At 73.1% G+C, this 25064-nt stretch carries 19 protein-coding genes and 3 pseudogenes; 10 read left to right on the forward strand and 12 right to left on the reverse strand.

The genetic code is table 11. The annotated features are described in order from the left end of the window. Positions 1 to 293: 293 nt before the first annotated feature. Positions 294 to 476 carry a hypothetical protein gene (locus ABZ478_RS25160; RefSeq protein ID WP_359552910.1) on the reverse strand — a complete coding sequence of 61 codons (183 nt, stop codon included), beginning with the start codon at positions 474 to 476 and terminating at the stop codon, positions 294 to 296. Positions 477 to 681: 205 nt separating this feature from the next. Between ABZ478_RS25160 and ABZ478_RS25165 the strand changes: the two genes are divergently transcribed. Both ABZ478_RS25165 and ABZ478_RS25170 read left to right on the forward strand, forming a co-directional pair. Beyond that, positions 682 to 810 (forward strand): hypothetical protein, encoded by a 129-nt coding sequence (locus tag ABZ478_RS25165; RefSeq protein WP_358936994.1) that lies wholly within the window; start codon positions 682 to 684, stop codon positions 808 to 810. Positions 811 to 840: 30 nt separating this feature from the next. After that, complete coding sequence (locus ABZ478_RS25170; protein WP_359552911.1) at positions 841 to 1605, forward strand: hypothetical protein; 765 nt, start codon at positions 841 to 843, stop codon at positions 1603 to 1605. A 114-nt stretch (positions 1606 to 1719) separates the two neighbouring features. Here ABZ478_RS25170 and ABZ478_RS25175 read toward each other — a convergent pair whose 3' ends face one another. After that, positions 1720 to 2418 carry a hypothetical protein gene (locus tag ABZ478_RS25175; RefSeq protein WP_359552990.1) on the reverse strand — a complete coding sequence of 233 codons (699 nt, stop codon included), beginning with the start codon at positions 2416 to 2418 and terminating at the stop codon, positions 1720 to 1722. Between the two features lie 332 nt (positions 2419 to 2750). Between ABZ478_RS25175 and ABZ478_RS25180 the strand changes: the two genes are divergently transcribed. Beyond that, positions 2751 to 3434, forward strand: coding sequence for a class F sortase (locus ABZ478_RS25180; protein WP_359552912.1), 684 nt, complete (start codon positions 2751 to 2753; stop codon positions 3432 to 3434). A 27-nt stretch (positions 3435 to 3461) separates the two neighbouring features. Here ABZ478_RS25180 and ABZ478_RS25185 read toward each other — a convergent pair whose 3' ends face one another. Both ABZ478_RS25185 and lysX read right to left on the reverse strand, forming a co-directional pair. After that, entirely contained in the window at positions 3462 to 4295 is an 834-nt protein-coding gene (locus ABZ478_RS25185; RefSeq protein ID WP_359552913.1) for a polysaccharide deacetylase family protein, read from the reverse strand. 104 nt (positions 4296 to 4399) lie between these two features. After that, positions 4400 to 7690, reverse strand: coding sequence for a bifunctional lysylphosphatidylglycerol synthetase/lysine--tRNA ligase LysX (gene lysX, locus ABZ478_RS25190; RefSeq protein ID WP_359552914.1), 3291 nt, complete (start codon positions 7688 to 7690; stop codon positions 4400 to 4402). A gap of 536 nt (positions 7691 to 8226) precedes the next feature. Between lysX and ABZ478_RS25195 the strand changes: the two genes are divergently transcribed. Then, positions 8227 to 8697, forward strand: coding sequence for a universal stress protein (locus tag ABZ478_RS25195; RefSeq protein WP_359552915.1), 471 nt, complete (start codon positions 8227 to 8229; stop codon positions 8695 to 8697). Here the strand turns inward: ABZ478_RS25195 and ABZ478_RS25200 are convergent. Next, positions 8633 to 9877 (reverse strand): MFS transporter, encoded by a 1245-nt coding sequence (locus ABZ478_RS25200; RefSeq protein WP_359552916.1) that lies wholly within the window; start codon positions 9875 to 9877, stop codon positions 8633 to 8635. The two genes, ABZ478_RS25195 and ABZ478_RS25200, sit on opposite strands and share 65 nt — an antisense overlap. A gap of 171 nt (positions 9878 to 10048) precedes the next feature. On the opposite strand from ABZ478_RS25200, the gene ABZ478_RS25205 reads away from it, so the two are divergent. Continuing rightward, positions 10049 to 11473 (forward strand): amino acid permease, encoded by a 1425-nt coding sequence (locus tag ABZ478_RS25205; protein WP_359552917.1) that lies wholly within the window; start codon positions 10049 to 10051, stop codon positions 11471 to 11473. Here ABZ478_RS25205 and ABZ478_RS25210 read toward each other — a convergent pair whose 3' ends face one another. Then, positions 11474 to 12616 (reverse strand): CapA family protein, encoded by a 1143-nt coding sequence (locus tag ABZ478_RS25210; RefSeq protein WP_359552918.1) that lies wholly within the window; start codon positions 12614 to 12616, stop codon positions 11474 to 11476. Between the two features lie 242 nt (positions 12617 to 12858). On the opposite strand from ABZ478_RS25210, the gene ABZ478_RS25215 reads away from it, so the two are divergent. From ABZ478_RS25215 to ABZ478_RS25225, 3 genes are all read left to right on the forward strand, one after another. Then, complete coding sequence (locus tag ABZ478_RS25215; protein ID WP_359552919.1) at positions 12859 to 13407, forward strand: sigma-70 family RNA polymerase sigma factor; 549 nt, start codon at positions 12859 to 12861, stop codon at positions 13405 to 13407. Positions 13408 to 13561: 154 nt separating this feature from the next. Then, on the forward strand, positions 13562 to 14083 hold the full coding sequence (locus ABZ478_RS25220) for a hypothetical protein (RefSeq protein ID WP_359552920.1): 522 nt from the start codon (positions 13562 to 13564) through the stop codon (positions 14081 to 14083). Between the two features lie 194 nt (positions 14084 to 14277). Further along, positions 14278 to 14931 (forward strand): zf-HC2 domain-containing protein, encoded by a 654-nt coding sequence (locus ABZ478_RS25225; protein WP_359552921.1) that lies wholly within the window; start codon positions 14278 to 14280, stop codon positions 14929 to 14931. A gap of 49 nt (positions 14932 to 14980) precedes the next feature. Here ABZ478_RS25225 and ABZ478_RS25230 read toward each other — a convergent pair whose 3' ends face one another. After that, positions 14981 to 15844: a DNA-formamidopyrimidine glycosylase family protein gene (locus ABZ478_RS25230; protein WP_359552922.1), complete on the reverse strand. Its 864-nt coding sequence runs from the start codon at positions 15842 to 15844 to the stop codon at positions 14981 to 14983. A 40-nt stretch (positions 15845 to 15884) separates the two neighbouring features. Beyond that, on the reverse strand, positions 15885 to 17978 hold the full coding sequence (locus tag ABZ478_RS25235) for a SpoIIE family protein phosphatase (RefSeq protein WP_359552923.1): 2094 nt from the start codon (positions 17976 to 17978) through the stop codon (positions 15885 to 15887). Between the two features lie 166 nt (positions 17979 to 18144). On the opposite strand from ABZ478_RS25235, the gene ABZ478_RS25240 reads away from it, so the two are divergent. Next, complete coding sequence (locus ABZ478_RS25240) at positions 18145 to 19566, forward strand: lipase maturation factor family protein (protein ID WP_359552924.1); 1422 nt, start codon at positions 18145 to 18147, stop codon at positions 19564 to 19566. Here ABZ478_RS25240 and ABZ478_RS25245 read toward each other — a convergent pair. The 3 genes and pseudogenes from ABZ478_RS25245 to ABZ478_RS25255 form a co-directional block, all read right to left on the reverse strand. Further along, positions 19554 to 20116: pseudogene (locus tag ABZ478_RS25245) on the reverse strand (amidohydrolase family protein); the annotation flags it as partial. The gene ABZ478_RS25240 and the pseudogene ABZ478_RS25245 overlap by 13 nt on opposite strands. A gap of 113 nt (positions 20117 to 20229) precedes the next feature. After that, positions 20230 to 20958: an SDR family oxidoreductase gene (locus tag ABZ478_RS25250; protein WP_359552925.1), complete on the reverse strand. Its 729-nt coding sequence runs from the start codon at positions 20956 to 20958 to the stop codon at positions 20230 to 20232. Between the two features lie 24 nt (positions 20959 to 20982). Then, positions 20983 to 21627, reverse strand: a pseudogene (locus ABZ478_RS25255) (enolase C-terminal domain-like protein); the annotation flags it as partial. A 3-nt stretch (positions 21628 to 21630) separates the two neighbouring features. On the opposite strand from ABZ478_RS25255, the pseudogene ABZ478_RS25260 reads away from it, so the two are divergent. After that, a pseudogene (locus ABZ478_RS25260) lies at positions 21631 to 21900 on the forward strand (FCD domain-containing protein); the annotation flags it as partial. A 108-nt stretch (positions 21901 to 22008) separates the two neighbouring features. Here ABZ478_RS25260 and ABZ478_RS25265 read toward each other — a convergent pair. Then, positions 22009 to 25029 carry a glycoside hydrolase family 38 C-terminal domain-containing protein gene (locus ABZ478_RS25265; protein ID WP_359552926.1) on the reverse strand — a complete coding sequence of 1007 codons (3021 nt, stop codon included), beginning with the start codon at positions 25027 to 25029 and terminating at the stop codon, positions 22009 to 22011. Positions 25030 to 25064: the final 35 nt, after the last annotated feature.

A 25064-nucleotide genomic window follows, 5' to 3' on the forward strand; every position in this document is an offset into this window, starting at 1 on the left:
CGAAATTCTTTTCGCTTCCTGTGACGAGGCCCCCGGAGCGGGGGACGCGAAGCCGCTCGACCCAGCCAGTTGAGGCGTTTCATCCTGTCAAACCATTGATGGTGTTTTGTCATCCCTTCGGATCAATCCCCGGGCACTGCGGAGTACGGTCCCGCTCCGCGCCTCATGATCTTCGTCGTGCAAGGACCCGAAGCGACCCGATGCGCGCCCGTCACACGGGTGTTGGCCCTGGTGGCACTGACCTGGACCCTGGTGGGCTGCCCGGCCGGGACGGCGTCGGCCGACGCCTGTGCCTACGCCTCGGCGGGCCCGGACGGCACGGTGGCGGTGGCCGTGGCGGGAAGCGGCGGCCACTGGCCCACCGTCCCGCCGTGCCCGGAACCGACGCCCCCGTGCCCGCCGACCCCCACTCCGACGCCCACGCCCACGCCCACTCCGACGCCCACGCCCACGCCCACGCCTACGCCCACGCCCACGCCGACCCCTCCGCCCAAGCCCACGCCGACGCCGACGCCGACACCGGTGCCCAAGCCCCCGCCGAAGCCGCGGCCGCCCGCCGGGCCCGCCCCGGCGGCGCCCGCACCCCCGCCCAGGTTCAGGCCCGCTCCCCCGCCCGCCCCGCCACCGGCGCCGCGGCCCACCCCGTCCGCCGAGCCCGCCCCACGGCCCTCCGCGACACCGGTGAGCTACCCGGCGTACCGCCCGCGGCCGGCCCGCCACACAGCCCCCTCCCCCACCTCACCGGTCACCTACGTCCTGCTCATCACCGTGCCCGCGATCGTCGCCGTCGCGGCGCTGCGCCCGCGCTGAGGCGCCGGCCGCTCACCTCTGGAGGCACCGTTGTCGGATTGGCTTGTTCTCGTCCTCGCCATGCTGGGGGCCTGTGCCGTCGTGGTCGTCATCACCCTCGTACGGCACAAGAGGGCTCCCGAGGACGAGGACCCCAATGAGACCCCGGACGTCATCGAGTACATGACGATGTGGATCGGCGTGGTGTACGCGATCGTCCTGGGCCTGGCCATCGCGGGCGTGTGGGAGGCGCGCAGCGCCGCCCAGGACCATGTGCAGGCCGAGGCCCAGGCGCTGCACGAGATCTCCGAGCGGGTCCGGGTCTACCCGCCGGACGTCCGCGACCGCATCCGGACCGACGTCGACGCGTACGCCCGGTACGTGGTGACCACCGAGTGGCGGTCGATGACCGAGCGCGGTCAGGTCACCGAGCGGGGCGGCGCGCTGCTGGCGCGGGTCCGCCACGACGTGACCGACTACAAGCCCGCGAACGACTTCGAGGCGCAGGCGTACCAGCCGGTGCTGGACCAGATGGCCGCCGCCGACCAGGCACGCAACGCGCGCGCCGACTCGACCGGCCCGACCATGCCGCCCGTCGTGTGGTGGGGCCTCCTCAGCGGGGCGGTGATCACCATCGGCATGGTCTTCGCCCTGCAGATCCGGCGCACCGCGCGTGAGCTGGTGCTGGCCGGGCTGTTCTCCGCGACCATCGCCTTCATGCTGTTCCTCATCTGGGACTTCGACGCCCCCTACAGCCGGGGTATCGCGGCGACGGCCGAGCCGTTCCTCACCCTGATCCCGGGTGCCGGGAACTAGGGTCTCCCGTCCGAAAGGGGCCGCCGCGGGACTTCGCCCCGGTCACCGAACGGGACCGGGGCGAGGAGAGGGCCGTCCGGGGCCGGGCCGCGGCGGGGCGGGAGCCGGGGCCGGTCAGACGCGCTTGCCGGGCCGGCGGCGCAGCCAGAACGTGCCGCCTCCGAACACGGTGGCGGCGGCCACCAGCCCGCCGCCGATGGCGATGTCGGTCGGGGTGGCACCGGTGGAGCTGCCGCCGCCGAGGCCTGCCCTGACGCCGCCGGAGGGCCACCTGTTGGGGCGTGGGTCGCCCTGGCCGGCGTTGTTGCTGCCGAAGGGGGTGTTGTTGCTGTTGTTGCCGAGACCGTTGTTGGGCCTGTTGCCGTTGTTGAACGGGTTGTTGTTGAACGGGTTGTTGTTGAACGGGCCGTTGCCGTTGTTGAAGTTTCCCCGGCCATCGCCGATGCGGCCGTTGACGTGGCCGCTGAAATTGCCGTTGAAGTTGCCGTTCAGGCTGCCGTTGAAGTTGCCGTTCCCGGGGAAGTTCCCGTTCCCTGGGAAGTTGCCATTGCCGGGGAAGTTGCCGTTCCCCGGGAAGTTCCCGTTCCCGGGGAGAAATCCGTTCCCGGGGAGAAGTCCGTTCCCTGGGAGGACCCCGTTGAAGTTTCCGTTTCCGGCTCCGGGGATCACCACCGACCCGGTGTTCCCGGTCCCGGTGGTGTCCGACGGGCCGCCCCCGTTGCCCAAGCCGTCCGCGACGGCCACGGGGGCGGTGGCAAGCCCGAGTACGGCGACCGCAGCGCACGCGGCCCCCAGGGCACGTTGGTTTCGCATGTGATCCTCCGCGGGAGGCACCCCGGGTCCGGTTCCCGGGCGATCGGCGAGAAAGCACCTCCCGACAAGACCCTCAGGCGCCCGGAACACGCCCGCACATCGAGAATGGTCCGTTCTGGTGATCGGACACGCCGACGGAAAACCACACAAGCAGATATTCATGCAGGTCACGGCCCATCAGAAAAATCCTTTCCGCTGCAACTCGGATGGCGCACCGGCGAGGTGACGGGCCACCCGTTCGCCCGCCGTCCCGTCGCCCGCCCCTCGCGCGGGACTTAGCGTTTTCCCATGCGCGAAGGCGTGGTGACCGCCGCGTCGAGAGGGGATGGCGAATGTCTGCGTCCGAGCTGGCCGAGCTGGCCGAAGAGGAGGAGCGGCGGCGCAAGCGCGCCCCGTGGGGCGTGATAGCGCTTGTTCTGCTGACCGGTCTGGCGCTCATCCGCAATGGCTCGGGTGAGTTCGACGTCGGACCGCCGCAGCCCGCGTCGGCGGCGGCCGCGGACAGCCGTGCCACGCCGGAGCAGGACCCGGCCGCGGCGGCGGCCGCCGTGACCCCGCTGGCGTTCTCACCGGCCGACCAGGTCCGGATCCCGGCGATCCGCGTCGACGCGCCCGTCCAGCCCGTGGGCCTGGACACCCAGGGCTGGGTCGGCGCCCCGCCGCCGGAGAACCCCAACCTGGCGGGCTGGTTCACCGGCGCCGTGTCCCCCGGGGAGAAGGGCACCGCGGTGATCGTCGGGCACGTCGACAACCAGCAGGGCCCCGCCGTGTTCTACGGGCTCGGGGCCCTGAAGAAGGGCAACCGGATCGAGGTCCGGCGTCAGGACGGGAAGACCCCCGTGTTCGAGATCTACGGCGTGGAGGTCTTCGCGAAGAGCAGCTTCCCCGGCAACCGGGTGTACGGCTCGAAGGGCGCCCCGGAGCTGCGGGTGATCACCTGCGGCGGCGGTTTCACCAAGCAGCACGGCTACGACGGCAACGTCGTCGTCTTCGCCCGCCTGGTCGCGGTCGAGTGAGCCGCCGCCGGGCGGGCGGACGCGCCCTCAGGTGAGGCGTCGGGGCGGCACGGTGAGGTGGTAACCGGAGTCGAGCAGATGGGGCAGGTACTCCCGGATCGCCTTGACGCTCTGCGAACGGTCGCCCCCGGCGTCGTGGGAGAGCACCACGACGCCGGGGGCGGCGCCGTCCTCCACCCGCTCGATGATGGTGCCGGTGCCGGGTGTCTCCCAGTCGGTCGTGTCGACCGTCCAGGCCATCGGCTCCATGCCCAGGTCGGAACCGATCTGGAAGGCGGCGCGGTTCCAGGCGCCGTAGGGCGCGCGGAACCACTGGGGGCGCTCGCCGTAGCTGTCCTCGATGACGTCGCTGGTCCGCTCCATCTCGGAGCGGATCTCCTTGCGGTTGAGACTGGTCAGCAGGGGGTGCGTCCAGGTGTGGTTGCCGACGACGTGCCCCTCGTCGGCCATCCTGGCCAGCAGTTCGCGGTTGTCCACGACGCACTCCCCGCAGACGAAGAACATCGCCCGTACGTCGTACTTGGCGAGGGTGTCCAGGATGTGCGGGGTGTAGGCCGGGTTGGGGCCGTCGTCGAACGTGAGCATCATCTGCCGGCCGCGTCCGGAGATGCGCAGGATGGGCTCGTGCCGGACCTTGGGCTTGCGGGGCGCCGCGCGCGGCGGGCCGTATCCGGTGAGCGGCTGGAGCCGGAAGGCCGAGGACTTGAGCTGCTGGCGGGCCTGCGGACCGGCGACCGGTGCGGCGGTGCGGGCCGGCTCCCCGCCGCCGGCCAGGACGATTCCCGCGGTGCCCGCGGCGCCCAGCGCGGCGGTCCCGGCGAGCAGCATGCGGCGCCGTGTGAACAACTGATCCTTCTGCATGACTCATCAGTCGCCCGGCACCCCGCCGCCGCACCACAACGACACCGCTGCGGCGGCGGTAATACACCCGTACGGCGCAACGCCCGGCGCCCCGGGAACGATCTTCAGGAGGGCCGCCGGCCGTGGCGCACCAGCGGGAAGGGCAGGGTCTCGCGGATCGTGAGGCCGGTGAGGAACATGACGAGCCGGTCGACGCCGATGCCGAGGCCTCCGGTGGGCGGCATCGCGTACTCGAGGGCGTCCAGGAAGTCCTCGTCGAGTTCCATCGCCTCGGGGTCTCCCCCGGCGGCCAGCAGGGACTGGGCGGTGAGCCGGCGGCGCTGTTCGACGGGGTCGGTCAGCTCGGAGTAGGCGGTGCCCAGTTCGGTGCCGAAGGCGACCAGGTCCCAGCGTTCGGCGAGCCGGGGGTCGGTGCGGTGCTGCCGGGTGAGCGGGGAGACCTCGGTCGGGAAGTCCTTGTAGAACGTGGGCAGCAGGGTGCGTTCCTCGATGAGCCGCTCGTACATCTCCAGGACGACGTCGCCCGGCCCGTCGTCGGCGGTGTACGGCACGCCGGCGCGGTCGCAGAGCCGGTGCAGCCGCAGGAGTTCGGTGCCGGGGCCGATCTCCTCGTCCAGGGTCTCGGAGAGCGCGCCGTACACCGTCCTGACCGGCCAGTCCCCGGAGATGTCGTACGCGCGCCCGCCCTTGTGCGCGACCGGGGCGCCGAAGGCGGCGGTCGCGGCGCCCTGGATGAGTTCCCGGGTCAGGTCGAGCATCACGTCGTAGTCGGCGTGCGCCTGGTAGGCCTCCAGCATCGTGAACTCGGGGTTGTGCTTGTAGGAGACGCCCTCGTTGCGGAAGGTGCGGCCCAGTTCGAACACCTTCTCGAGGCCGCCCACGCACAGCCGCTTCAGGTACAGCTCGGGCGCGATGCGCAGGTACAGGTCGAGGTCGTAGGCGTTGATGTGGGTGGTGAAGGGGCGGGCGTTGGCGCCGCCGTGGATCCGCTGGAGCATCGGCGTCTCGACCTCGAGGTAGCCGCGGTCCAGCAGGCCCTGGCGCAGCGCCTGTACGGCCGCGGAGCGGGCGCGGACCACGCGGCGGGCATCGGGGCTCGTGAGCAGGTCGAGGTGCCGGCGGCGGACCCTGGCCTCGGGGTCGGTGAGGCCGTGGCGCTTGTCGGGCAGCGGGTGCAGGCACTTCCCGGTGAGCTGCCAGGCACGTACGAAGACGGTGGGCTCGCCCTTGTCGCTGCGTCCCGCGCGCCCGGTGGCGGTGATGTGGTCGCCGATGTCGGTGTCGGCCCGGAAGCGGCCGAGGGCGGGCCCGCAGCGGTCGCGGGTGAGGGCGAGTTGGTGGTCCCCGGACCAGTCGCGCAGTACCGCGAAGACGATGCCGCCGAAGTCGCGGACCAGCATGACGCGGCCGGCGACCGTGACCTCCTGCCCCTGCGGGACGTCGGCGAGGGCGTGCGTGGGCCGGGGCGTGCCGACCGGGTACGGGTCGGTGCCGGTGGCGCGCAGCCGGTCGAGGGTGTGGTGCCGGACGCGGACCTGGTCGGGCAGGCCCGCGTCCGGAGCGGCGGCTCCGGCCTCGTCCCCTCCGTCGAGGCCGAGCGCCGTCGAGGACGGCGGCCCCTCGGTGGTGGCGGGCCGCCGCCAGGTCTTCGGGTGCCCCTTTCGGCGGAGTTTGCGCAAGGAAGGTACCGAGACGAATCCTTCGGCGATGCCGGAGGCGAGGCCGATGCGGGCGAGGGAGGCGGCGTCGCCGTAGCAGATGAAGCGCGGATACCACTGCGGGTGGTACTTGGCGTTGGAGCGGTACAGGGCCTCCAGTTGCCACCACCGGGAGAAGAACAGCAGGAGCCGGCGCCAGAGCCGCAGGACCGGTCCGGCGCCGATGCGGGCGCCTTCCTCGAAGACGGAGCGGAAGACGGCGAAGTTGAGGGAGACCCGGTGCACTCCCAGTTTGGGGGCGGCCGCGCAGAGTTCGGTGACCATGAACTCCATCACGCCGTTGGGCGCGGCGCGGTCACGGCGCATCAGGTCCAGGGAGACGCCGTCGCGGCCCCAGGGCACGAAGGAGAGCAGCGCGAGGAGCCGGCCGTCGTCGCCGAGGGCCTCCACCAGCAGGCAGTCGCCGTCGGCGGCGTCGCCGAGCCGGTCCAGGGCCATGGAGAAGCCGCGCTCGGTCTCGGTGTCCCGCCAGGCGTCGGCCTTCGCGACGATCTCCTCCGTCTCCCGGTCGGTGAGCTGGGCGTGGCGGCGGACCCGGCAGGTGGCGCCGGTGCGGCGGACGCGGTGCACGGCCTGCCGGATGACGCGCATGTCCCGGCCGTCCAGATCGAATCCGGGTACGTGCAGGATCGCCTCGTCGCCGAGCTGGAGGGCGCCGAGCCCCGCGCGTGCGTAGGCGCGGGCGCCGTCCTCGGAGGCACCCATCACGGCGGGCGCCCAGGCGTGCCGGCGAGCCACGTCCAGCCAGGCGGCGATGGCGTGCGGCCAGGCCTCGGGGTCGCCGACCGGGTCGCCGCTGGCGAGGCACACGCCCACCTCGACGCGGTAGGTGACGGCGGCCTTGCCGCTGGTGGAGAAGACGACGGCCTTGTCTCGGCGGGTGGCGAAGTAGCCGAGCGAGTCCCGGTCTCCGTAGGCCCTCAGCAGCGCCCGGACACGGTCCTCCTCGTCGCCGTGCAGGGCCGCCTCCAGGCGCTGCGAACGGAACAGCGTGGCCGCCGCGTTCAGCAGAGCGAGGGCGCCGAGCAGACCGAGCACGAAGGTGACCCGGCGCGGCGGGCGGCCGTCGTACGCGCTGTTGGAGACCAGGCCGCCGCATACCCGGTCCGCCGCCCAGGCGAGGTGCTGGTCCTGCGGCAGGGTGCCGGGGAACAGCGAGACCAGGCCCCAGCCGAGCAGGATCGCCACCGCGAGGCCGCCGAGCAGTACGCCCAGGGCCCGCCACACGGCTCCGCGCCGGGAGGCGGCGCAGAACTCCCCCCGGGCCGCCACCAGCACGAGCAGCAGCAGGGCGCACAGCACCAGCGACGGCAGCGACTGACCGTACAGGCCGAGGGCCAGACCGAGGGCGTCGCTGAGGACCAGCAGCCCCAGATAGACGACGACCAGCCACCAGGCGACCTTCTTGCGGGCGGCGGTGGCGCCGGCCAGCAGGAACAGGAAGACGGCGTAGGCGAGGTTGGCGCTGATCGGGACCAGGAGCAGGTCGAGGGCCCGGACGACCGGGCGCAGGACGCGGCGCAGCGGGGCGACGAACGCGAGCAGGGCGCACAGCAGGCCGAGCGCGGCGAAGAAGGCCGCGAAGGCCTCGGGCACCCGTCCGAGGTGCCCGCCGGCGGGCGGGTGACCCGGCCCCCCGGCAGCCCTCCGTGCGGCCGGCCCGGCGGTGGCAGTCATGGTTCCGACTGTAGGAAGACCCCGGTCGGGCCGCCCGTCGAGCGAACGGCGCCGCACGGCCGCGTGGCCGGTTGCCGTGCGGGGCGGCGGCGCGGGGGCCGCGGCGTGGCCCGGTGGTGCCCGGTGGCGTGAATCGTCGGCCGCACGGCCGTGTGAACCAGCGGCCGCTCGGGGGCCCAGGGGCGGGCCGCGGCGCTTGCTGACCCGCGCTGCCCCCCAGGGGCACACGAGACACGGCGACCCGCCGGGCCGTGGCGCCGGCCGGCGTGGGAGCAGCAGGCCGAGGGACCGCACTGACCCGGCCGCCGGTCGGGCGGCCCGGGGGCACGAACCGCCGGATGCTCGGGCCGGGCACCGTGCGGGCGCCGAGCGCTCGGGGCGGGCGCCGGGCGCCGACCGCTCGGGCGCGCGGCCCGTCGCCCGCACGGCGGCGCGAACCGCGGGCCGCGGGACACTCGCGGGTGGCGCGGGTGGCGCCAACCGGCCCCGTGAACCCGTGCTTCGGCCGGAGGGGGTGCTTCCGATAGCCTCGGGCCGTGACGGAACAGCACGAACAGCACGCGCACCAGTTCGAGCGGGGTACCGACGGACCGAAGGTCATCGTGGTCGGGGTGGACGGCTCCGACTCCTCGCTGCGCGCCGCCGCGTACGCGGGCGGTCTGGCCCGCCGGCAGCACGCGCTGCTGGCCGTCGTGTACGTGCAGCCGGTGCTCGCGGCCGGGGCCGCGCTCGGGGCGCCGGTGGCGGAGACGACCGACGAGATCGCCGAGGACCTGGTCACCTACATCCGGGAGGCGGCCGAACGGGTCCGGGGGATATTCGACATCCGGTGGGAGTTCCACACCTTCCGCGGCGACCCCTACAACGGCCTGGTGAAGGCCGCCGACGAACTCAAGGCCGACGCGGTGGTGGTGGGGGCCTCGGAGCAGGCCGGCCACCGCATCATCGGCTCGGTGGCGGTGCGGCTGGTGAAGGCGGGACGCTGGCCGGTGACGGTCGTTCCGTAGCCGGCTGCCTCAGCAGCAGCGGGGTCGCGAGGAGCAGCGCGCCCGCCAGGGCGATGGCCGCGCGGGGGCCGGTGAACGTCGCCAGCAGGCCCCAGAGGGCGGTCAGGGCGGCCGTGGTGGCCTTGCCGGTGATCGACCAGGCGGAGAGGGTACGGGCGACCCGGTCGTTCGGGGTGCACTCCAGGCGCCGGGTCGCGTACACGGGGCTGTAGACGCTCGAGCAGGTGATCACACCGAGTTCGAGGGCCATCACCAGCAGCAGTCCGGGCAGCCCGGGCCCGACGAACGCCAGGCCCAGCGGCCAGACGGCGCGCAGGACGGTCGCGCCGCGCAGGACCCGCCACTGCCCGTACCGGGTGACCAGCGGCCGGGCCAGCCGGGAGCCGAGGAGACCGCCCAGGCAGGGCACGGCGAAGGCGAGGCCGTACTGCCAGGGGGAGAAGCCGAGCGGGCCCAGCATGAGGACGGCCAGCGGCGGTGCGGCGACCATGATCAGGGCGTTGGCCGCGAGGTTGTTGAAGAACAGCGGCCGCAGCTCCGGGTTGGACAGGATGTGCCGCCAGCCGTCGAGCAGGTCGCCCGCCCGCAGGCGTTCCCCCTTCCCGCGCTCGGGGCGGGGCTCGCCGGCGCCGACGGCCCGGATGCCGAGCGCCGACAGCAGGAAGCTGACCGCGTTCGCCACGACCGTGGTGACCGGGCCGAACAGGCCGATCGCGGCGCCCCCGAGGGGTGGCCCGAGGACGAGCGCGGTCCAGTTGGCGGACTCGAAGCGGGCGTTCGCGCCGAGCAGCCGGTCGGCCGGGAGGAGCGCCTTCAGGAAGGCGCCGGAGGCCGCGTTGAAGGTGATGTCGGCGGCCGCCACGACGACGGACACGAGCAGCATCTGGCCGAGCCCGAGGCCGCCGAGCGCGTAGGCGGCGGGGATGGTGAGCAGCGCGGCGAACCTGATCAGGTCCATCGCGATCATCACCGGCCGCTTGAGCCGGAGATCGACCCACGGTCCGAGTGGCACCGCTGCCACCGCTCCCACGGCCGGCCCGGTCGCGGCGAGCAGCGCCACCTCGGCGGGCCCCGCGTGCAGCGCGAGGACCGCGATCACCGAGAACGCGTCGAAGGCCAGATAGGTGCCCAGCGCACTCACCGCGTACGCGGCCCACAGCCACCCGAACCGCCGCCCCATGCGGAAACCTCCCGTTGATTCCCGCCATCAAAGCGAACGGAGGCCCCCCGGATCAAAAACCCGGCCCCGGACCGGGGCCGGGCGGCCGTGCGTGGCGTCTTCCGTAAGGGGCGCCACTGAGCCATCATGATCCGCCGTCAGCCGTTTGCCGTCGGCGAAGAGGTGGAACGTATGGCCAAGCTCCGAATGGGTGAAGGAATTCTCCGCCGCAAACCCATCGAGCACATCGAGGAGACCGAGGTCGGCGAGGGCGGCGGGCTCGAGCGGTCGCTCGGCCTGTGGCAGCTCACCGCCATCGGGGTGGGCGGCATCATCGGCGCAGGCATCTTCACGCTGGCCGGAACGGTGGCCAACGAGACGGCCGGGCCCGCGGTCCTGCTGTCGTTCCTCATCGCCGGTGTCGCGAGCGCCTGCGCCGCCCTGTCGTACGCCGAGTTCGCGGGGATGATCCCGAAGGCGGGTTCGGCGTACACCTACGGGTACGCGGTGCTCGGCGAGTTCGCGGGCTGGTTCATCGGCTGGGACCTGCTGCTGGAGTACACGGCCATCGTGGCGGTGGTCGCCATCGGCATCTCCGGCTACTTCAGCTTCCTGGTCGAGGAGATGGGCGCCGACCTGCCCGCCTGGATGCTGGGCGCGCCGGGGACGGGGGGCGGGCACCGGGTGGACCTGTTCGCGGCCGTGCTGTGCCTGCTGATCGCGTGGCTGCTGACCCTGGGCATCCGCAGCGCCGCCCGGTTCGAGACGTTCGTGGTGGCGTTGAAGGTGCTGGTGGTGCTGCTGGTGATCGGGGTGGGCGTGTTCCACATCACCACGGCGAACTACCACCCGTTCTTCCCGTTCGGCATCAGCGGGGCCTTCACCGGCGCGGCGACCGTGTTCTTCGCGGTGTTCGGCTACGACGCCATGTCGACCGCCGCCGAGGAGTCCAAGGACGCCCAGCGGCACATGCCGAAGGCGATCCTCTACTCGCTGGCGATCTCGATGGTGCTGTACGTCGCGGCCTGCCTGGTGCTGACCGGCATGCAGAACTACAAGGACATCGACCCGGAGAGCGGCTTCTCCACGGCGTTCAAGTCGGTCGGGCTGAGCGGGCTGGCCGACGTGATCGCGGTGGGCGCGATCATCGGCATCCTCACCGTAATGTTCACGTTCATGCTGGGCGTGACCCGCGTGTGGTTCTCGATGTCCCGGGACGGGCTGCTGCCCCGGTGGTTCGCCAAGACACACCCGACCCGGCACGTGCCGACCCGGGTGACCTGGATCGTCGGAGTGGCGTCCGCGCTCATCGCCGGGTTCGTCCCGATCGGTGAGGCGGCCGAGCTGACCAACATCGGCATCCTGCTGGCGTTCGTGGTGGTGTGCACGGCGGTGATCGTGCTGCGCTACCGGCGGCCGGACCTGCCGCGCGGCTTCCGCACGCCGTGGATGCCGTTCCTGCCGGCGCTCGGAGTCCTCTTCTCCATCTGGCTGATCACGTTCCTGCAGTGGCAGACCTGGGTGCGGTTCGCGGTGTGGTTCCTGATCGGCTGCGTGATCTACTTCGGCTACTCCTACCGGCGCTCGGTGCTGGCCGAGCGCCGGCCGGCCGACTGATCAGTCCGCCATGACCAGCCCGTCCCCGGCGGCTCCGCGGCTGAGGACCACGTCCCGGACGCGGTCCCGCACCCCTTCCAGCTCGGCGCCGCCGGCGATGGCCCGGTTGAGGTCCAGCACCCGCCCGGCGTCGACGTCGTACATCTGCGGGACGAACTCGGCCTTGGTGACCCGCCAGCGTTCGCCGGGCGCGGCGGGCGGGGCGAAGGTGAAACGGGCGGTGGTGGACTCGTTGCCACGCGAGTCCCGCACGCCTCTGTCGTTGAACATCTCGCCGGCGATCTGGTCGCCGAGGCCGTAGACGACCCAGGTGCCGTTGACCTTCTGGTAGGGCTGCGGGACGTGGGCGTGGGTGCCGAGGAGCAGGTCGATGTCCGGGCGGCCGTTGGTCGTCGAGGCCGTCAGTGCCTTCGCCAGGCCGAGCTGGGTCCGGTCGGGGGCGTCCTGCCACTGGGTGCCCCAGTGCACGGAGACGACGACCAGATCGGCGCCCGCCAGCCGGGCGGCGCGGGCGTCGGAGACGATCCGGTCGCCGTCGAGCGGGTTGACGGCCCAGGGCTGCCCGGACGGCAACGGCCGGCCGTCGGTGCCGTAGGTGTACGACAGGTGCGCGATCCTGGCGAATCCCGCCCGGTACAGGGTGACCGAGCGGGACTCGGCCTCGGTGCGGGCGGTCCCGGTGTGCCGCAGGCCGGCCCGGTCCAGGGCGTCCAGGGTGCGCTGGACACCGGGGGCGCCGTCGTCGAGGGCGCGCTCGGAGGCGGTGGCGCAGCCGTCGTAGCCGGTCGCGGCGAGGCCGGCGGCGAGCTGCGGCGGGGACGCGGCGCCGGCGTCCGCGGTGCCGTCGCCGGTGACGGACCCCAGGTGGCACAGCGCCAGATCGGCCCCGTGCACGAGGGGTTCCACGCCGGCGAGCATCGGGCGGTAGTCGTGGCCGTGGCCGCCGGCGTCGTAGCCCGCCCGTTCGGCGACCGAACGGTCCGCGAGCACGTCACCGGAGGCGACGAGCGTGACGGCGCGGGCGGCCGGCGGTGCCGGGCGGCCCGCCGCGACGGGCTCCTGCCGTTCCTGGTTCAGGCAGGCGGCCCCGGCGGCGAGCAGGGCGGTCAGCGCCAGCGCCACCTGATGCCTGCGTGCGATCATCGGTTCACCCCAGCATCGTCGTCACTGCGGACGTCTCGTCCACCGGCAAAGCTTTGACGGCATATGGGTATGAATCCGGCTCCCGGCGCAAACAAACGGAGCACCGGAATTAGCCCATCCGATGCCACCCGCGCCGGTGCGCGCACCGCTCGCGCGACCGCTCACCGACGCGATCGGACCGTCCGTCGCAGAGCGGCGCGCGCCCCCTGTCCCCCGGCGGCGCCCTGCGCTGCCATACGGCCATGACGGCCGGAACCTCACTTCCCCCCGGGACGACGACCGCCGAGCACGAGCTCGCCGCACTCCAGCGCGAGCACGGCGGCCCTCTCTTCGCGCTGCTGCTCAGGCTGAGCGACGGAGACCGGCAGCGCGCCGAGGACCTCGTGCAGGAGACGCTGGTGCGCGCCTGGCAGCATCCGGAGGCCCTGCACGCGGCCGGGTTCGACTCGGTACGGCCCTGGCTGCTGACCGTCGCCCGCAGGCTGGCGATCGACGCGCGGCGGGCCCGCCAGGCGCGGCCGCCGGAGGTCGGCGACGAGGTGCCGGAGAACGCGCGGGTGACCGCCGACCACGCCGAGCTGGCCGCCGCGGCGCTGGACGTCCGGGAGGCTGTGAAGACACTCACGCCGGCCCACCGTGACGTACTGGTACTCGTGTATTTCCGCGGGGCCAGTGTGGCGGAGGCCGCGCGGACCCTCGGCGTCCCACCCGGTACCGTGAAGTCCCGCGCATACTACGCGCTGCGCGCCCTGCGCGGGGTCCTTCCGGGTTATGCGGCCGACCTGCGGTGAAACCGGCCGCCGGGTCAAACCTCGGTAAAGCGCCTTGCTGAGAACCCCGTTCGGGCCATCAGCTGTCCTCATCCGTGTTTCCGGACGGGGGCCGGGCTCGTGGCCGGGCCCGGAGGTTCGGGCGAGCGCACGCACCGGAGGAAGGCAGGAAGGGATGCCGCACAGAGGTCACGAGAGCACCGACGGCAGCGTCGGCGATGGTGGTGAACTGGCCATCCCGATGGCCTGGTTGTACGCCGAGTACATCGCCGACGAGCTGCTGCGCACCGGCGATCTGATGCCGCCGACGTCCTTCGAGTTCCGGGCCGGACGAGACGCCCTGGCACTGACCGTCTTCCTCTCCGACACCGACGGCGAGCTCTCCGGCATCCGGGTGATCTCGCAGTTGGAGAACTGGCTGTCGCTGACGGCGTACGACCAGCCGTGGCAGGAGTGGGTGGGCCTGCGGATGGCGGAGCTGGCCGCCGAGGAGTCCGCGGTCGCCGCACCCTCACCCGATCTGGCGCTGGCCGCCGACGCCTGGCGCTGGCTGGAGGAGACCGAACTGCTCGCGCCCGACCTGGACGCGGTGCCGGGCGGCGGCTCGGTGTCCGGCGAGGACGACGGACCCAAGGTGTGGACCCCTGCCTGGCGGCTCGGACTGCCCCTCGGCCACCTCGCCATCCACCTGTTCTGAGGCCCCGGCACCGCCCCGACCTCCTCGATGGCGAGTTCCTGAGGTTTTCTGGAAATCCCACCAATCCGCGGGGCGGTCCGCTCCGAATCTCTTGGTCACGATTCGGTGTGCGCCTTGAGTGATTCGGTTGTCGGGTGCGTACGGATGGGAGCACGGAGTAACCCCACCCGCACCCATCGGCACGAGGATTCGGCATGAGGTCCCTGGAAAGGCATCGCGACGTCGGCGCTTACTCGCTCGGCGTGCTGGACGAGGCGGAGGCCTTCCGCTTCGAGGACCACCTCATGGAGTGCCCCCGGTGCGCGGCACAGGTGACCGAATTCGGTCCCGCCGCACGGCAGTTGATGCTGTACCGCCGGGCCACGCCGCGCTTCGTGCACCCCATGGCCCAGCCCGGTCCCCGGCTGCTGGACCGGCTCCTCGGTGAACTGGCGCTCCGGCACCGCGCCCGGCGCCGCCACTTCCTGTACGGCCTGGCGGCCTCGGTGGTGCTGGCGGTGGCCGGACCGGGATTCGTGCTGCACTCCGCGCACGGGGACCCGGCCGCCCGGGTGACCGCGGCGACCGATCCGGGCACCGGGGTGTGGGCGCAGGTGACCACGGAGGACGGGGACCTGGGCAGCCGGATGCGGCTGGACGTGAAGGACGGCTCGGGGCCGCACTCCTGCCGGCTCGTGGTCGTCGGCCGGGACGGCTCGGAGCAGACGGTCTCCGGCTGGACGGTGGGCGCCCACGACCGCGGGACGACCACGACCATGGCCGGCTCCTCGATGCACCCGGACCAGATCGCCCGCTACGACGTGCGCACCACGGACGGGCAGCCGCTGGTGTCACTCACACCCCGCTAGTGCCCCGGCCGGCGACGGTCGGGCGTCCCCCCTCGGTGAGCGGGCCGCCTCATTTCAGCAGCCGGGAGAGTCTGCGGTCGGCCAGCGGCTTGCCGCCCGTCTGGCAGGTCGGGCAGTACTGGAGCGAGGAGTCGCTGAAGGAGACCTCTCGAATGGTGTCGCCGCAGACCGGACAGGGCTCACCGGTGCGGCCGTGGACCCGCAGACCGCTCTTCTTCTCCGCCTTCAGCCGCCCGGCGGCAAGGCCGCGCGATCTCTCGACCGCCTCGGTGAGGGTGCCGCGCAGGGCCTCGTGGAGCCGCCCGGTCTCCTCCGGGGTCAGGGACGCGGCGAGCTTGAACGGGGACATCTTCGCGGCGTGCAGGATCTCGTCGCTGTAGGCGTTGCCGACGCCCGCGATCAGGGACTGGTCCCGCAGCGCGCCCTTGAGCTGCCGTCTCTCGTCCTTCAGCAGGGCGGTGAGGCGGTCCGCGTCGAAGTCCGCGGCGAGCGGATCGGGGCCGAGCCGGGCGACGCCCGGGACCTCCCGCGGATCGTGGACCACGTACACCGCGAGGCGCTTCTGGGTGCCGGCCTCGGTGAGGTCGAAGCCCTCCCCCGTCTCCAGTGCGACGCGCAGCGCGAGCGGGCCCTTGCCCGGCCGTGGCGGGCCGTCGGGCAGCCGGTCCCGCCACTGCAGCCAGCCCGCGCGGGCCAGGTGGGTGACCAGGTGCAGCCCGTCGCCCGTCGCCAGGTCGAGGAACTTTCCGTGCCGCCGCACGGCGGTGAACTCGCTGTTCTCGATCGCGGTGACCGGCGGGTCGTACGTCTTCAGGACGCTGATGGCGACCGGCAGCACCCGCACCACCCGTCGGCCGACCAGGTGCTCGGTGAGGAAGTCCTTCAGCGCTTCTACCTCGGGCAGTTCCGGCATGGTTCCAGAGTGCCATCCGGCACCGACAACGCCTCGCCGGTCACGCGGCCGGCCGCTTCGGCACCTGGAACTCGCTCCACACGGCCTTGCCGCCGCCGCGCGCCTCCACGCCCCACACGTCTGCGAGCCGGTCGACGAGGAGCAGCCCTCGGCCGGAGACCCCGTTCTCGCCCGCGTCCCGGCGGCGCGGCAGGGCGCTGGAGGAGTCCTCGACCTCGACCCGCAGCCGCCGGTCGCTGCCCTCCAGGACCCGCAGGGTGACGATCGCGGCGCCCTCGGTGTGCATCAGCGCGTTGGTGATCAGTTCGTCGGCGACCAGTTCGATCTCGTCGGCGCGGTCCCGTGCGCCCCAGCCGCGGACGGCGGCGCGGATCAGGTGCCGGGCCTGGGTGAGCGCCTCCGGGTCTCCGGGCGCCACGTGCTGCTGGAAGCGGCCCCCGGCCCTTGGGGCCTCCAGGGCCCGGCGGCGCAGCAGGAGAAGGGCCACGTCGTCGTCGCCGCCTCGTTCCTCGGCCGCCGCTATCAGCCGGTTGGCCAGCGCGCGCACGTCCTCGGGGCCCCCGGCGATGAGGTCCGTCAGGGTGCGCACGCCGTCGTCGAGATCGGTGCCGGGCTGTTCGACGAGCCCGTCGGTGCACAGCAGGAGCGTGTCGCCGGGATCGAGTTCGAGGGTGGATACGGGGTACTCCAGCCGGCCGAACTCGGCGGACAGCCCGAGCGGCAGACCGCCCTCGACCGGGACGCGGCGGCAGGTGCCGTCGGCGTACCGGACCAGCGGGTCGATGTGCCCGGCGCGGACCACCTGGACGACTCCGGTGGACAGGTCGGCCTCGGCGTACAGGCAGGTGGCGAAGCGGTCGGTGTCGAGTTCGCGCAGGAAGACGGAGGCGCGGGCCATGACGGTGGCCGGGGTGTGGCCCTCGGCGGCGTAGGCGCGCAGCACGATCCTGAGCTGACCCATCACGGCGGCCGCGTGGGTGTCGTGGCCCTGGACGTCGCCGATGACCGCGCCGACCCTTCCGCCGGGCAGCGGGATCAGGTCGTACCAGTCGCCGCCGATGTCCCGGCCGAGGGTGCCGCCGACGGCGGCGGCGCGGTAGCGGACGGCGACGTCGGCGCCGCGCACACTGGGGATGGTGCGGGGCAGCATGGCCTGCTGCAGGCCCTGGGCGAGGTCCTTCTCCTGCTCGTAGAGCATGGCCCGCTGCAGGCTCTGGGCGATGCTGCTGCCGAGGGCGACGAGTACGTTGCGCTCCTCCGGGGAGAACCCGCGCCGGTCGTCGTAGAGCAGGCCCATCGCGCCGATCGGGCGGGCCTGGGCGATCAGCGGCAGATAGGCGGCGGAGGTGATCCGCAGGTCGGTGATGTGCGGCCAGAGCAGCGGGAATCGCTCGGCGAACTCCTCCGGTGACTCGATGAAGCACGGGCTGAGGGTCCGCACCGCCTCGCTCATCGGGTACTGCTCGTCCGTGCGGGTGACCCGGGTGCCGGGTACGAAGCTGCCCGCGGGGCCCTCGGCGACCAGCCGGATGCGGCCCGCCTCTACCAGCCCGAGGACCAGGCTCCTGGAGCCGAGCAGGGTCAGTCCGTGGGTGTCGGTGACGACGTCGATGACGTCCCGCACGGTGCGGGCGTGGGCGAGGGCTGCGGTGGCGATCTGGACGACGTTGGTCTGCTCGCGCCGCGCGGCGTCCAGGGCGGCGGCGTCCTGGCGGCCCGCGCTCTCGCTGAGCTCCTCGGTGGCGTCCCGGACGATCCCGATGATCCGGCGCGGACGGCCGGTCTCGTCCCGCCGTATGTAGCCCTGGGTGTGCGTCCACCGCAGGCTGCCGTCACGGCGGCGGAGGCGGAAGTACGCGCCGTAGTTCTCGCTGCCGTCCTTGATGGCCAGGGACACCAGCGCGTCCAGGCGGTGCGCCTCGGCGGGAGGCACCCGCACGGAGAGGGTTTCGGGTCGGCCGTCGTATTCGTCGGGGCGCAGGTCGAAGATCTCGTGCGCCTGGGCGTCCATGCTGAACAGACCGGTGTCCAGGTCCCAGTCGAAGCTGCCCATGTTGTTGAGCGCCAGGATCGGGTCCGGGTGGGCGGGCCAGTCCTCCGGGAGAGACAGGGCGCTCGCTCCCCGATCAGCCATGCGCCCACCTTGCCAGCATTCGCCCGATTCTTCGAGTGGTAATCCGCCCCCGCCTCACCCGCCCGCGTTACGCAGGCGGAGGCGTGCGGTACACGGTGTGACGGGCCCTTCCCGTGCCACTGGGCACCCTCGTCGCGGTGGCCACGACCCTGGCAGGAGCGCAGTTGTGGACTGGTTCACGGCACCCGACTACTGGCTGAGCAGGCTGGTCCTCCAGCGGGCCCTGGCCGGTGTGTACCTCGTCGCGTTCCTGGTGGCGGCCCTGCAGTTCCGGGCCCTGCTGGGCGAGCGCGGCATGCTGCCGGTCCCCCGCTTCACCGAGCGGGTGCCGTTCCGGCGGGCGCCCAGCCTGTTCCAGCTGCACTACTCGGACCGCTTCTTCGCGGCCGTCGCCTGGGCGGGTTGCGCGGTGTCGGCGGCCCTGCTCGCCGGGGTGGACTCGGCTCTGCCGCTGTGGGGCGGCATCCTGCTGTGGCTGGTGCCGTGGGCGCTGTACCTGTCGGTCGTCAACGTGGGGCAGACCTGGTACTCCTTCGGCTGGGAGTCGCTGCTGCTGGAGACCGGTTTCCTCGCGGCCTTCCTCGGCAACGACGAGATCGCGCCACCCGTGGTCGTGCTGTTCCTGCTGCGCTGGATCCTGTTCCGGGTCGAATTCGGGGCCGGGCTGATCAAACTCAGGGGCGACGCCTGCTGGCGCAAGCTGACCTGTCTGGACTACCACCACGAGACCCAGCCGATGCCGGGCCCGCTGAGCTGGTTCTTCCACCATCTGCCGAAGCCGCTGCACCGGGTGGAGGTGGCCGCCAACCACCTCACCCAGCTGGCGGTGCCCTTCCTGCTCTTCACCCCCCAGCCGGTCGCCTCGGCCGCCGCCGCGCTGATGATCGTCACCCAGCTGTGGCTGGTGCTGTCCGGGAACTTCTCCTGGCTGAACTGGATCACCATCGTGCTGGCGCTGTCCGCGCTGCGGCTGCCGGTGACGGCGCCGTCCGTGCCCCCGGCCCCGCTCTGGTACGACATCGTCGTGCTGGCCGTCGCCGCGCTGCTGCTGTTCCTCAGCTACCACCCGGTGATGAACATGGTCTCCCGGCGCCAGGTCATGAACCGGTCCTTCGACCCGCTGCACCTGGTGAACACCTACGGCGCGTTCGGCAGCGTCAGCCGGGTCCGGTACGAGGTGGTGATCGAGGGCACGCTGGACGACGCGCCGAGGGAGGACTCGCGGTGGCTGGAGTACGAGTTCAGGGGCAAGCCCGGCGACCCGCGGCACTGGCCGCGCCTCTTCGCGCCCTACCATCTGCGCCTGGACTGGCTGATGTGGTTCGCCGCGCTGTCCCCGGGCTACGCCGGCGACTGGTTCGGCCGGCTGGTGGAGCGGCTGCTGGAGAACGACCGTGACACCCTGCGGCTGCTGCGCCGCTCCCCCTTCCCCCGGGACACCCCGCCCCGGTTCGTCCGGGCCCGCCTCTTCCGCTACCGCTACACCACCTGGCGGGAACTGCGGGCGACCGGGGCGTGCTGGGAGCGGACGTTCGTACGTGAGTACCTGCCGCCGACGCGGCTCGCGGGAGTGGCTCAGAGGCCGTAGACGCGGCGGGCGGTGCCCTCGAACAGGGCCGCGCGCTCCGCGGGGGCGAGGTCCCGGGTCAGTTCCCGTGCCGTCCAGCACACCCGGGCGTAGCCGGCCGCGAGGGCGCAGACCGGCCAGTCGGAGCCGAACATCAGCCGTTCGGGCCCGAAGGCGTCCAGGGCGGCGTCGGTGTACGGGCGCAGGTCGTCGGGCGTCCAGGAGGCCGGGTGGGCCTCGGTGACCAGGCCGGAGAGTTTGGCGACGGTGTTGGGCGGCGCGGCGAAGGCGCGCAGGGACGTCTCCCATGGTTCACGCTCCCCGGCGGCGATGGGGGGCTTGCCCAGGTGGTCCAGCACGAAGGTGAGCCCGGGCAGGCGCGCCGCCGCCTCTGCGCAGGCGGCAGGACCACGAGGTCGTACACCAGGCCCGCGGCGGCGACGGCGGCGAGGCCGCGCCGCACGTCGGCGCGCAGCAGCCGGCGCGGGTCCGGTTCGGCCTGCACCTGGTGGCGGATGCCCTTCAGGTGGCGGCCGCCGGGCAGCGCGCGCAGCCGGGCCAGTTCGTCGGCGGCTTCGACGGCGGCGTGGGCCTGCTCGTCGTCGACCGGGGCGTAGAGGTTGCCGAGGGCAGCGGCGCCGAAGCCGAGTGGGGTGACCTCGACGCCGCTGCGGCCCAGGGGGGTCACCGGCCGGCCGCCGGGCGCGGCCTGAGGCCCTGCATGCCGCCGTCGACGGCGAGCGCGGTGCCGGTGGTGGCGCCGGACATCGGGCTCGCCAAGTAGGCGATGGCGCCCGCGACTTCGGCGGCGGAGACGAGGCGGCCGGTGGGCTGGCGTGCCTCCAGGGCGGCGCGCTCGGCGGCGGGGTCGGGGGCCGCGTCCAGCAGCCGGCCGATCCACGGGGTGTCGGCCGTACCGGGGTTGACGAAGTTGACGCGGATGCCCTCGCGGACGTGGTCGGCGGCCATCGCGAGGGTCAGGGAGTGCACCGCGCCCTTGGTGGCGCTGTACAGGGCGCGCTGGGGAAGGCCCGCGGTGGCGGCGACGGAACAGGTGTTGACGATCGCCGCGTGCGCGGAGCGGCGCAGGTGCGGCAGGGCGGCGCGGGCGGTGCGGACCATGCCGAGGACGTTGACGTCGAAGACATGCCGCCACTCCTCGTCGCCGTTGTCCTCGACGGTCCCCTGGGCGCCGATGCCGGCGTTGTTGACGAGGACGTCGAGCCTGCCGAGGAGTTCCACGGCCCGGGCGACGGCCGCGCGGACCGAGGCGTCGTCGGTGACGTCGGCGGTCAGCGCGAGCAGCGGTGCCGGTACCGGGGACGGGTCGAGGTCCAGGACGGCGACCCGGGCGCCACGTTCGGCGAGCAGGCCCGCGGTGGCCCGGCCGATCCCGGAGGCGCCGCCGGTCACCAGGGCCCTCAGCCCCGAAGTCGTTCATGCCGCCCGTCCCTCCCGGGTGCCGGGGCCGGCGGACCAGAAGGTGCCGCCGGGGTAGGTGTACCGCGCGATGGACTCCGGGCGCATGGCCGCGCAGAAGCCGGGCGCGGTGGGGGCCGTGTAGTGGCCGTCCCGGATCTCCACGGGGGTGAGGAAGTGCTCGTGGAGGTGGTCGACATACTCGATGACCCGGTCCTCGGTGGTGCCGGACACCGCCAGGTAGTCGAACATCGACAGGCGCTGGACGAGTTCGCACAGGCCGACCCCGCCGGCGTGCGGGCAGACCGGCACGCCGAACTTCGCGGCGAGCAGCAGGACGGCGAGGTTCTCGTTGACCCCGCCGACGCGGGCCGCGTCGATCTGCACGATGTCGACGGCGCCGGCCTGGAGCAGCTGCTTGAACATCACGCGGTTGTGGGCGTGTTCGCCGGTGGCGACCTTGACCGGCGCCACCGCGCGGCGGACGGCGGCGTGCCCGAGGATGTCGTCGGGGCTGGTGGGTTCCTCGATCCAGTAGGGGGTGAACTCGCCGAGCGCGCCGGTCCAGCGGATCGCCTCGTCCACGTCCCAGCGCTGGTTGGCGTCGAGGGCGAGGCGCGTCTCGGGGCCCACGGCCGCGCGGGCGACCCGGCAGCGCCGTATGTGATGCTCGCCCACGACCTGGCCTTCCACCGCGAGATCGCGGCGGCGGGCAACGGGACGATGGCCGCCATCCTGGAGGGCCTGTCCTCCCGCACCTTCCGGGCCCGCGCCCGGCGCGGCTACCAGGAAGAGGGCGCCATCGCCCGCACCCGCCGCGAACACGCGGCCATCCACCGCGCTCTCGCCGCCCGCGACCCGGAGGCCGCCCGCGCGGCGGCGGCCGCGCACGTGGGCGAGGTCGAGGAGTGGCTGCGGTCCCGGCTCGATCCGTGAGCCGGGCCCGCAGCGGTCCGCCCCCGAGCCGGTGACCGGGGGCCCGGTCAGCGCCCGTTGAGCCGCTGTGGCCAGAGGCGCCCGGTCAGCGCCTGCTTCAGCGCCTGCTCAGCGCCTGCTCAGCCGCAGCGTCATCAGCTCGAACGGCCGCAGCCGCACGGTGATCCGGTCGCCGTCCCGGTCCGGAGCGGGACTCCCGGCGGCCGGGCGTTCCAGGAGGTCCGTCGCCGTGACTCCGGTGATCTCGAAGCCGGCCGTGAGGGTGGCGCGGGCCCGGCCCCCGTGGGCCTCGTGGAAGCGGACCACGACATCGCCGCTGCCGTCGTCGGCCAGCTTCACGGCCGTGACGACGACCGCGTCGTCGTCCACCGTGACCAGCGGGGCGACCTCGTGGGCGCCGGTGACGCGCCGCTCCGGCAGGTTGATCCGCCAGCCCTCGCGGACCGCGTCCGCGATCCCGGCGCCGGGGATCAGGGCGTGCCGGAAGCGGTGGACGCCCTGGTCGGTCTCGGGGTCGGGGAAGCGCGGGGCCCGCAGGAGGGAGGCGCGGACCGTGGTCGTCGTACCGCGGTCGCCGTCGGTGCGGACGGTACGGGTCACGTCGTGGCCGTACGTGGAGTCGTTGACCAGCGCCACGCCCCAGCCGGGTTCCTCCAGGTGGACGAAGCGGTGGTTGCAGGCCTCGAACTTGGCCGCCTCCCACGAGGTGTTGGTGTGCGTGGGCCGGTGGACGTGCCCGAACTGCGTCTCGGACGCGTACCGTTCGGCGTGCAGGTCGAGCGGGAAGGCCAGCTTCAGGAACTTCTCCGTCTCGTGCCAGTCGACCTCGGTGTCGATCAGCAGCCGCCGCTCCCCCGGCGGCAGCGACAGCACCTGTGTGACCCGCGAGGACCCGAAGGACCGTACGACCCGCACCGAGGCGCCGTCCTCGCCCGCCGTCACCGAGTCGGCGTCCGTGAGGTCCGTGACCGTGTTCCGGTAGAACTCGTCGACGTCCCAGGCGTCCCACATGTTCGGGAAGTCGGGGTGCAGCTGGAGCAGGTTCGCCGCGCGGCCGGGGGCGACGCTCTCGCGGTCGGCGGCGATGTCGTACGCGGAGACGACCAGGCCGCGGGCGTCGATCCCGATCCGCAGCAGGCCGTTGTCCAGGACGTGCCCGCCGTCGGGGCGCGGAGCGAGCGTCGTGGCGCCGTCCGTCCGGGCGGCCGCCGCGCCCGCGGCCGGGACGCCGGCGCGGGCGTGCGGGGCGGCGTTGAACACCAGGGGCGTCGTCCCCTCGCCCGCGAGCGCGCGCTGCGCGGCCTCGACGATCCCGGTCAGCTCGGCGGCCACCCGCGCGTACGTCGCCCGGGCCTCGCGGTGCACCCAGGCGATGGACGAGCCGGGGAGGATGTCGTGGAACTGGTGCAGCAGCACCGTCTTCCAGATCCGGTCCAGCTCTTCGTAGGGGTAGCGGAATCCGGTGCGGACCGCCGCGGTGGCCGCCCACAGTTCGGCCTCGCGCAGCAGGTGCTCGCTGCGGCGGTTGCCCTGTTTGGTCATGGCCTGGCTGGTGAGGGTGGCGCGGTGCAGTTCGAGGTAGAGCTCGCCCACCCAGACGGGCGCCTCGGGGTACTCGGCCTCGGCCTTCTCGAAGAAGGCCCGGGGCGTCTCCCAGACCACGGTCGCGGAGCCCTCCAGGTCGCGCAGCCGGGCCGCCTTGGCGACCATCTCGCGGGTGGTGCCGCCGCCTCCGTCGCCCCAGCCGGTGGGCGCCAGGGAGTGCCGGGCCCTGCCCTTCTCCTTGAAGTTGCGTGCGGCGTGGGCGATCTCGCCGCCCCGCATCGAGCAGTTGTAGGTGTCGACCGGCGGGAAGTGCGTGAAGATCCGGGTGCCGTCGATGCCCTCCCAGTGGAAGGTGTGGTGCGGGAACGTGTTCGTCCGCGACCAGGAGATCTTCTGGGTCAGCAGCCACTTGGACCCGGCCGCCCGGATGATCTGCGGGAGCCCGGCGGCGAAGCCGAAGGTGTCGGGCAGCCAGGCCTCCTCGTTCTCGATGCCGAACTCGTCGAGGAAGAACCGCTTGCCGTGCACGAACTGCCGGGCCATCGCCTCCGATCCGGGCATGTTGGTGTCCGACTCGACCCACATCCCGCCGGCCGGCACGAACCGCCCATCCGCCACGGCCTTGCGCACCCGCGCCCACACCTCGGGCCGGTGCTCCTTCACCCATGCCCACTGCTGGGCCTGGGACATGGCGAAGACGAACTCCGGCTCGTCCTCGATCAGCGCGGTCATGTTGGCGGTCGTACGGGCCACCTTGCGCACGGTCTCCCGCAGCGGCCACAGCCACGCCGAGTCGATGTGCGCGTGCCCGACGGCGCTGATCCGGTGGGCTGAGGGCACGGCCGGGGCGGCCAGCACGCCGGCGAGCCGGGCCCGCGCGCGCTCCGCGGTGCCGTTGACGTCCTGGAGGTCGACGAGGTCCAGGGCCCCGTCGACGGCGCGCAGGATGTCGTGCCGCCGGGCCGAGTCCGCCGGCAGCTCGGCCATCAGCTCGCCCAGCACCTCCAGGTCCTGCACCAGCCGCCACACGGTCTCGTCGAACACGGCGAGGTCCATGCGGGTGAGCGTGTACTGCGGCTCGTGACCGGCGGTGTCCCTGTCGCCGAGCCGGGTGGGCCGGAAGGGGCGGTAGTCGAGGATGACCGGGTTGGAGGCGGCCTCGACGTGCAGACGCACCTCCTCGCCGCCCTCCGCCGGGGCGCCGATCCTGACCCACTGGTTGCGCGGGTTGAGGCCCTTCACCGGGGTGCCGTCGGGCCGGTAGACCAGGCCCTCGCACTGGAAGCCGGGCATGTTCTCGTCGAAGCCGAGGTCGAGCAGGGCCTCGACGGTCCGGCCCGCCCAGGCCTCGGGGACGGTCCCGGTCACCCGGAACCAGCTGGTGCCCCAGGGCGCGCCCCACCGGGCGCCCACCTCGATCGGCTCGGGTTCGGCCGCGAGCCCGTCCGCTACCGGCACGGGCTCGCCGGGCGCGTGCCAGACGGCGACTCGCAGCGGCACGGACTCGGGGTACACGGCGGGGCGGACGCGTTCGTCGAGGACGCGCCGGAGACGGGCTTCGACCAGGCTGCGGTCGTCATGCATGCGGGGTGCTCCCTGCTGGGTTCCGGGTGCGGGTC

This window comes from Streptomyces sp. NPDC005706 (genome assembly GCF_040631045.1).
Classification (GTDB): Bacteria; Actinomycetota; Actinomycetes; order Streptomycetales; family Streptomycetaceae; genus Streptomyces.

Bases quoted from the DNA above. Each gene is read 5' to 3' on its own strand.
- ABZ478_RS25230 (WP_359552922.1), bottom strand. From the start codon at position 15,844: ATGCCGGAACTGCCCGAGGTAGAAGCGCTGAAGGACTTCCTCACCGAG.
- ABZ478_RS25175 (WP_359552990.1), bottom strand. From the start codon at position 2,418: ATGCGAAACCAACGTGCCCTGGGGGCCGCGTGCGCTGCGGTCGCCGTA.
- ABZ478_RS25215 (WP_359552919.1), top strand. From the start codon at position 12,859: ATGACGGCCGGAACCTCACTTCCCCCCGGGACGACGACCGCCGAGCAC.
- ABZ478_RS25185 (WP_359552913.1), bottom strand. From the start codon at position 4,295: ATGCAGAAGGATCAGTTGTTCACACGGCGCCGCATGCTGCTCGCCGGG.
- ABZ478_RS25265 (WP_359552926.1), bottom strand. From the start codon at position 25,029: ATGCATGACGACCGCAGCCTGGTCGAAGCCCGTCTCCGGCGCGTCCTC.
- ABZ478_RS25235 (WP_359552923.1), bottom strand. From the start codon at position 17,978: ATGGCTGATCGGGGAGCGAGCGCCCTGTCTCTCCCGGAGGACTGGCCC.
- ABZ478_RS25210 (WP_359552918.1), bottom strand. From the start codon at position 12,616: ATGATCGCACGCAGGCATCAGGTGGCGCTGGCGCTGACCGCCCTGCTC.
- ABZ478_RS25180 (WP_359552912.1), top strand. From the start codon at position 2,751: ATGTCTGCGTCCGAGCTGGCCGAGCTGGCCGAAGAGGAGGAGCGGCGG.
- ABZ478_RS25200 (WP_359552916.1), bottom strand. From the start codon at position 9,877: ATGGGGCGGCGGTTCGGGTGGCTGTGGGCCGCGTACGCGGTGAGTGCG.
- ABZ478_RS25220 (WP_359552920.1), top strand. From the start codon at position 13,562: ATGCCGCACAGAGGTCACGAGAGCACCGACGGCAGCGTCGGCGATGGT.
- lysX (WP_359552914.1), bottom strand. From the start codon at position 7,690: ATGACTGCCACCGCCGGGCCGGCCGCACGGAGGGCTGCCGGGGGGCCG.
- ABZ478_RS25225 (WP_359552921.1), top strand. From the start codon at position 14,278: ATGAGGTCCCTGGAAAGGCATCGCGACGTCGGCGCTTACTCGCTCGGC.
- ABZ478_RS25205 (WP_359552917.1), top strand. From the start codon at position 10,049: ATGGCCAAGCTCCGAATGGGTGAAGGAATTCTCCGCCGCAAACCCATC.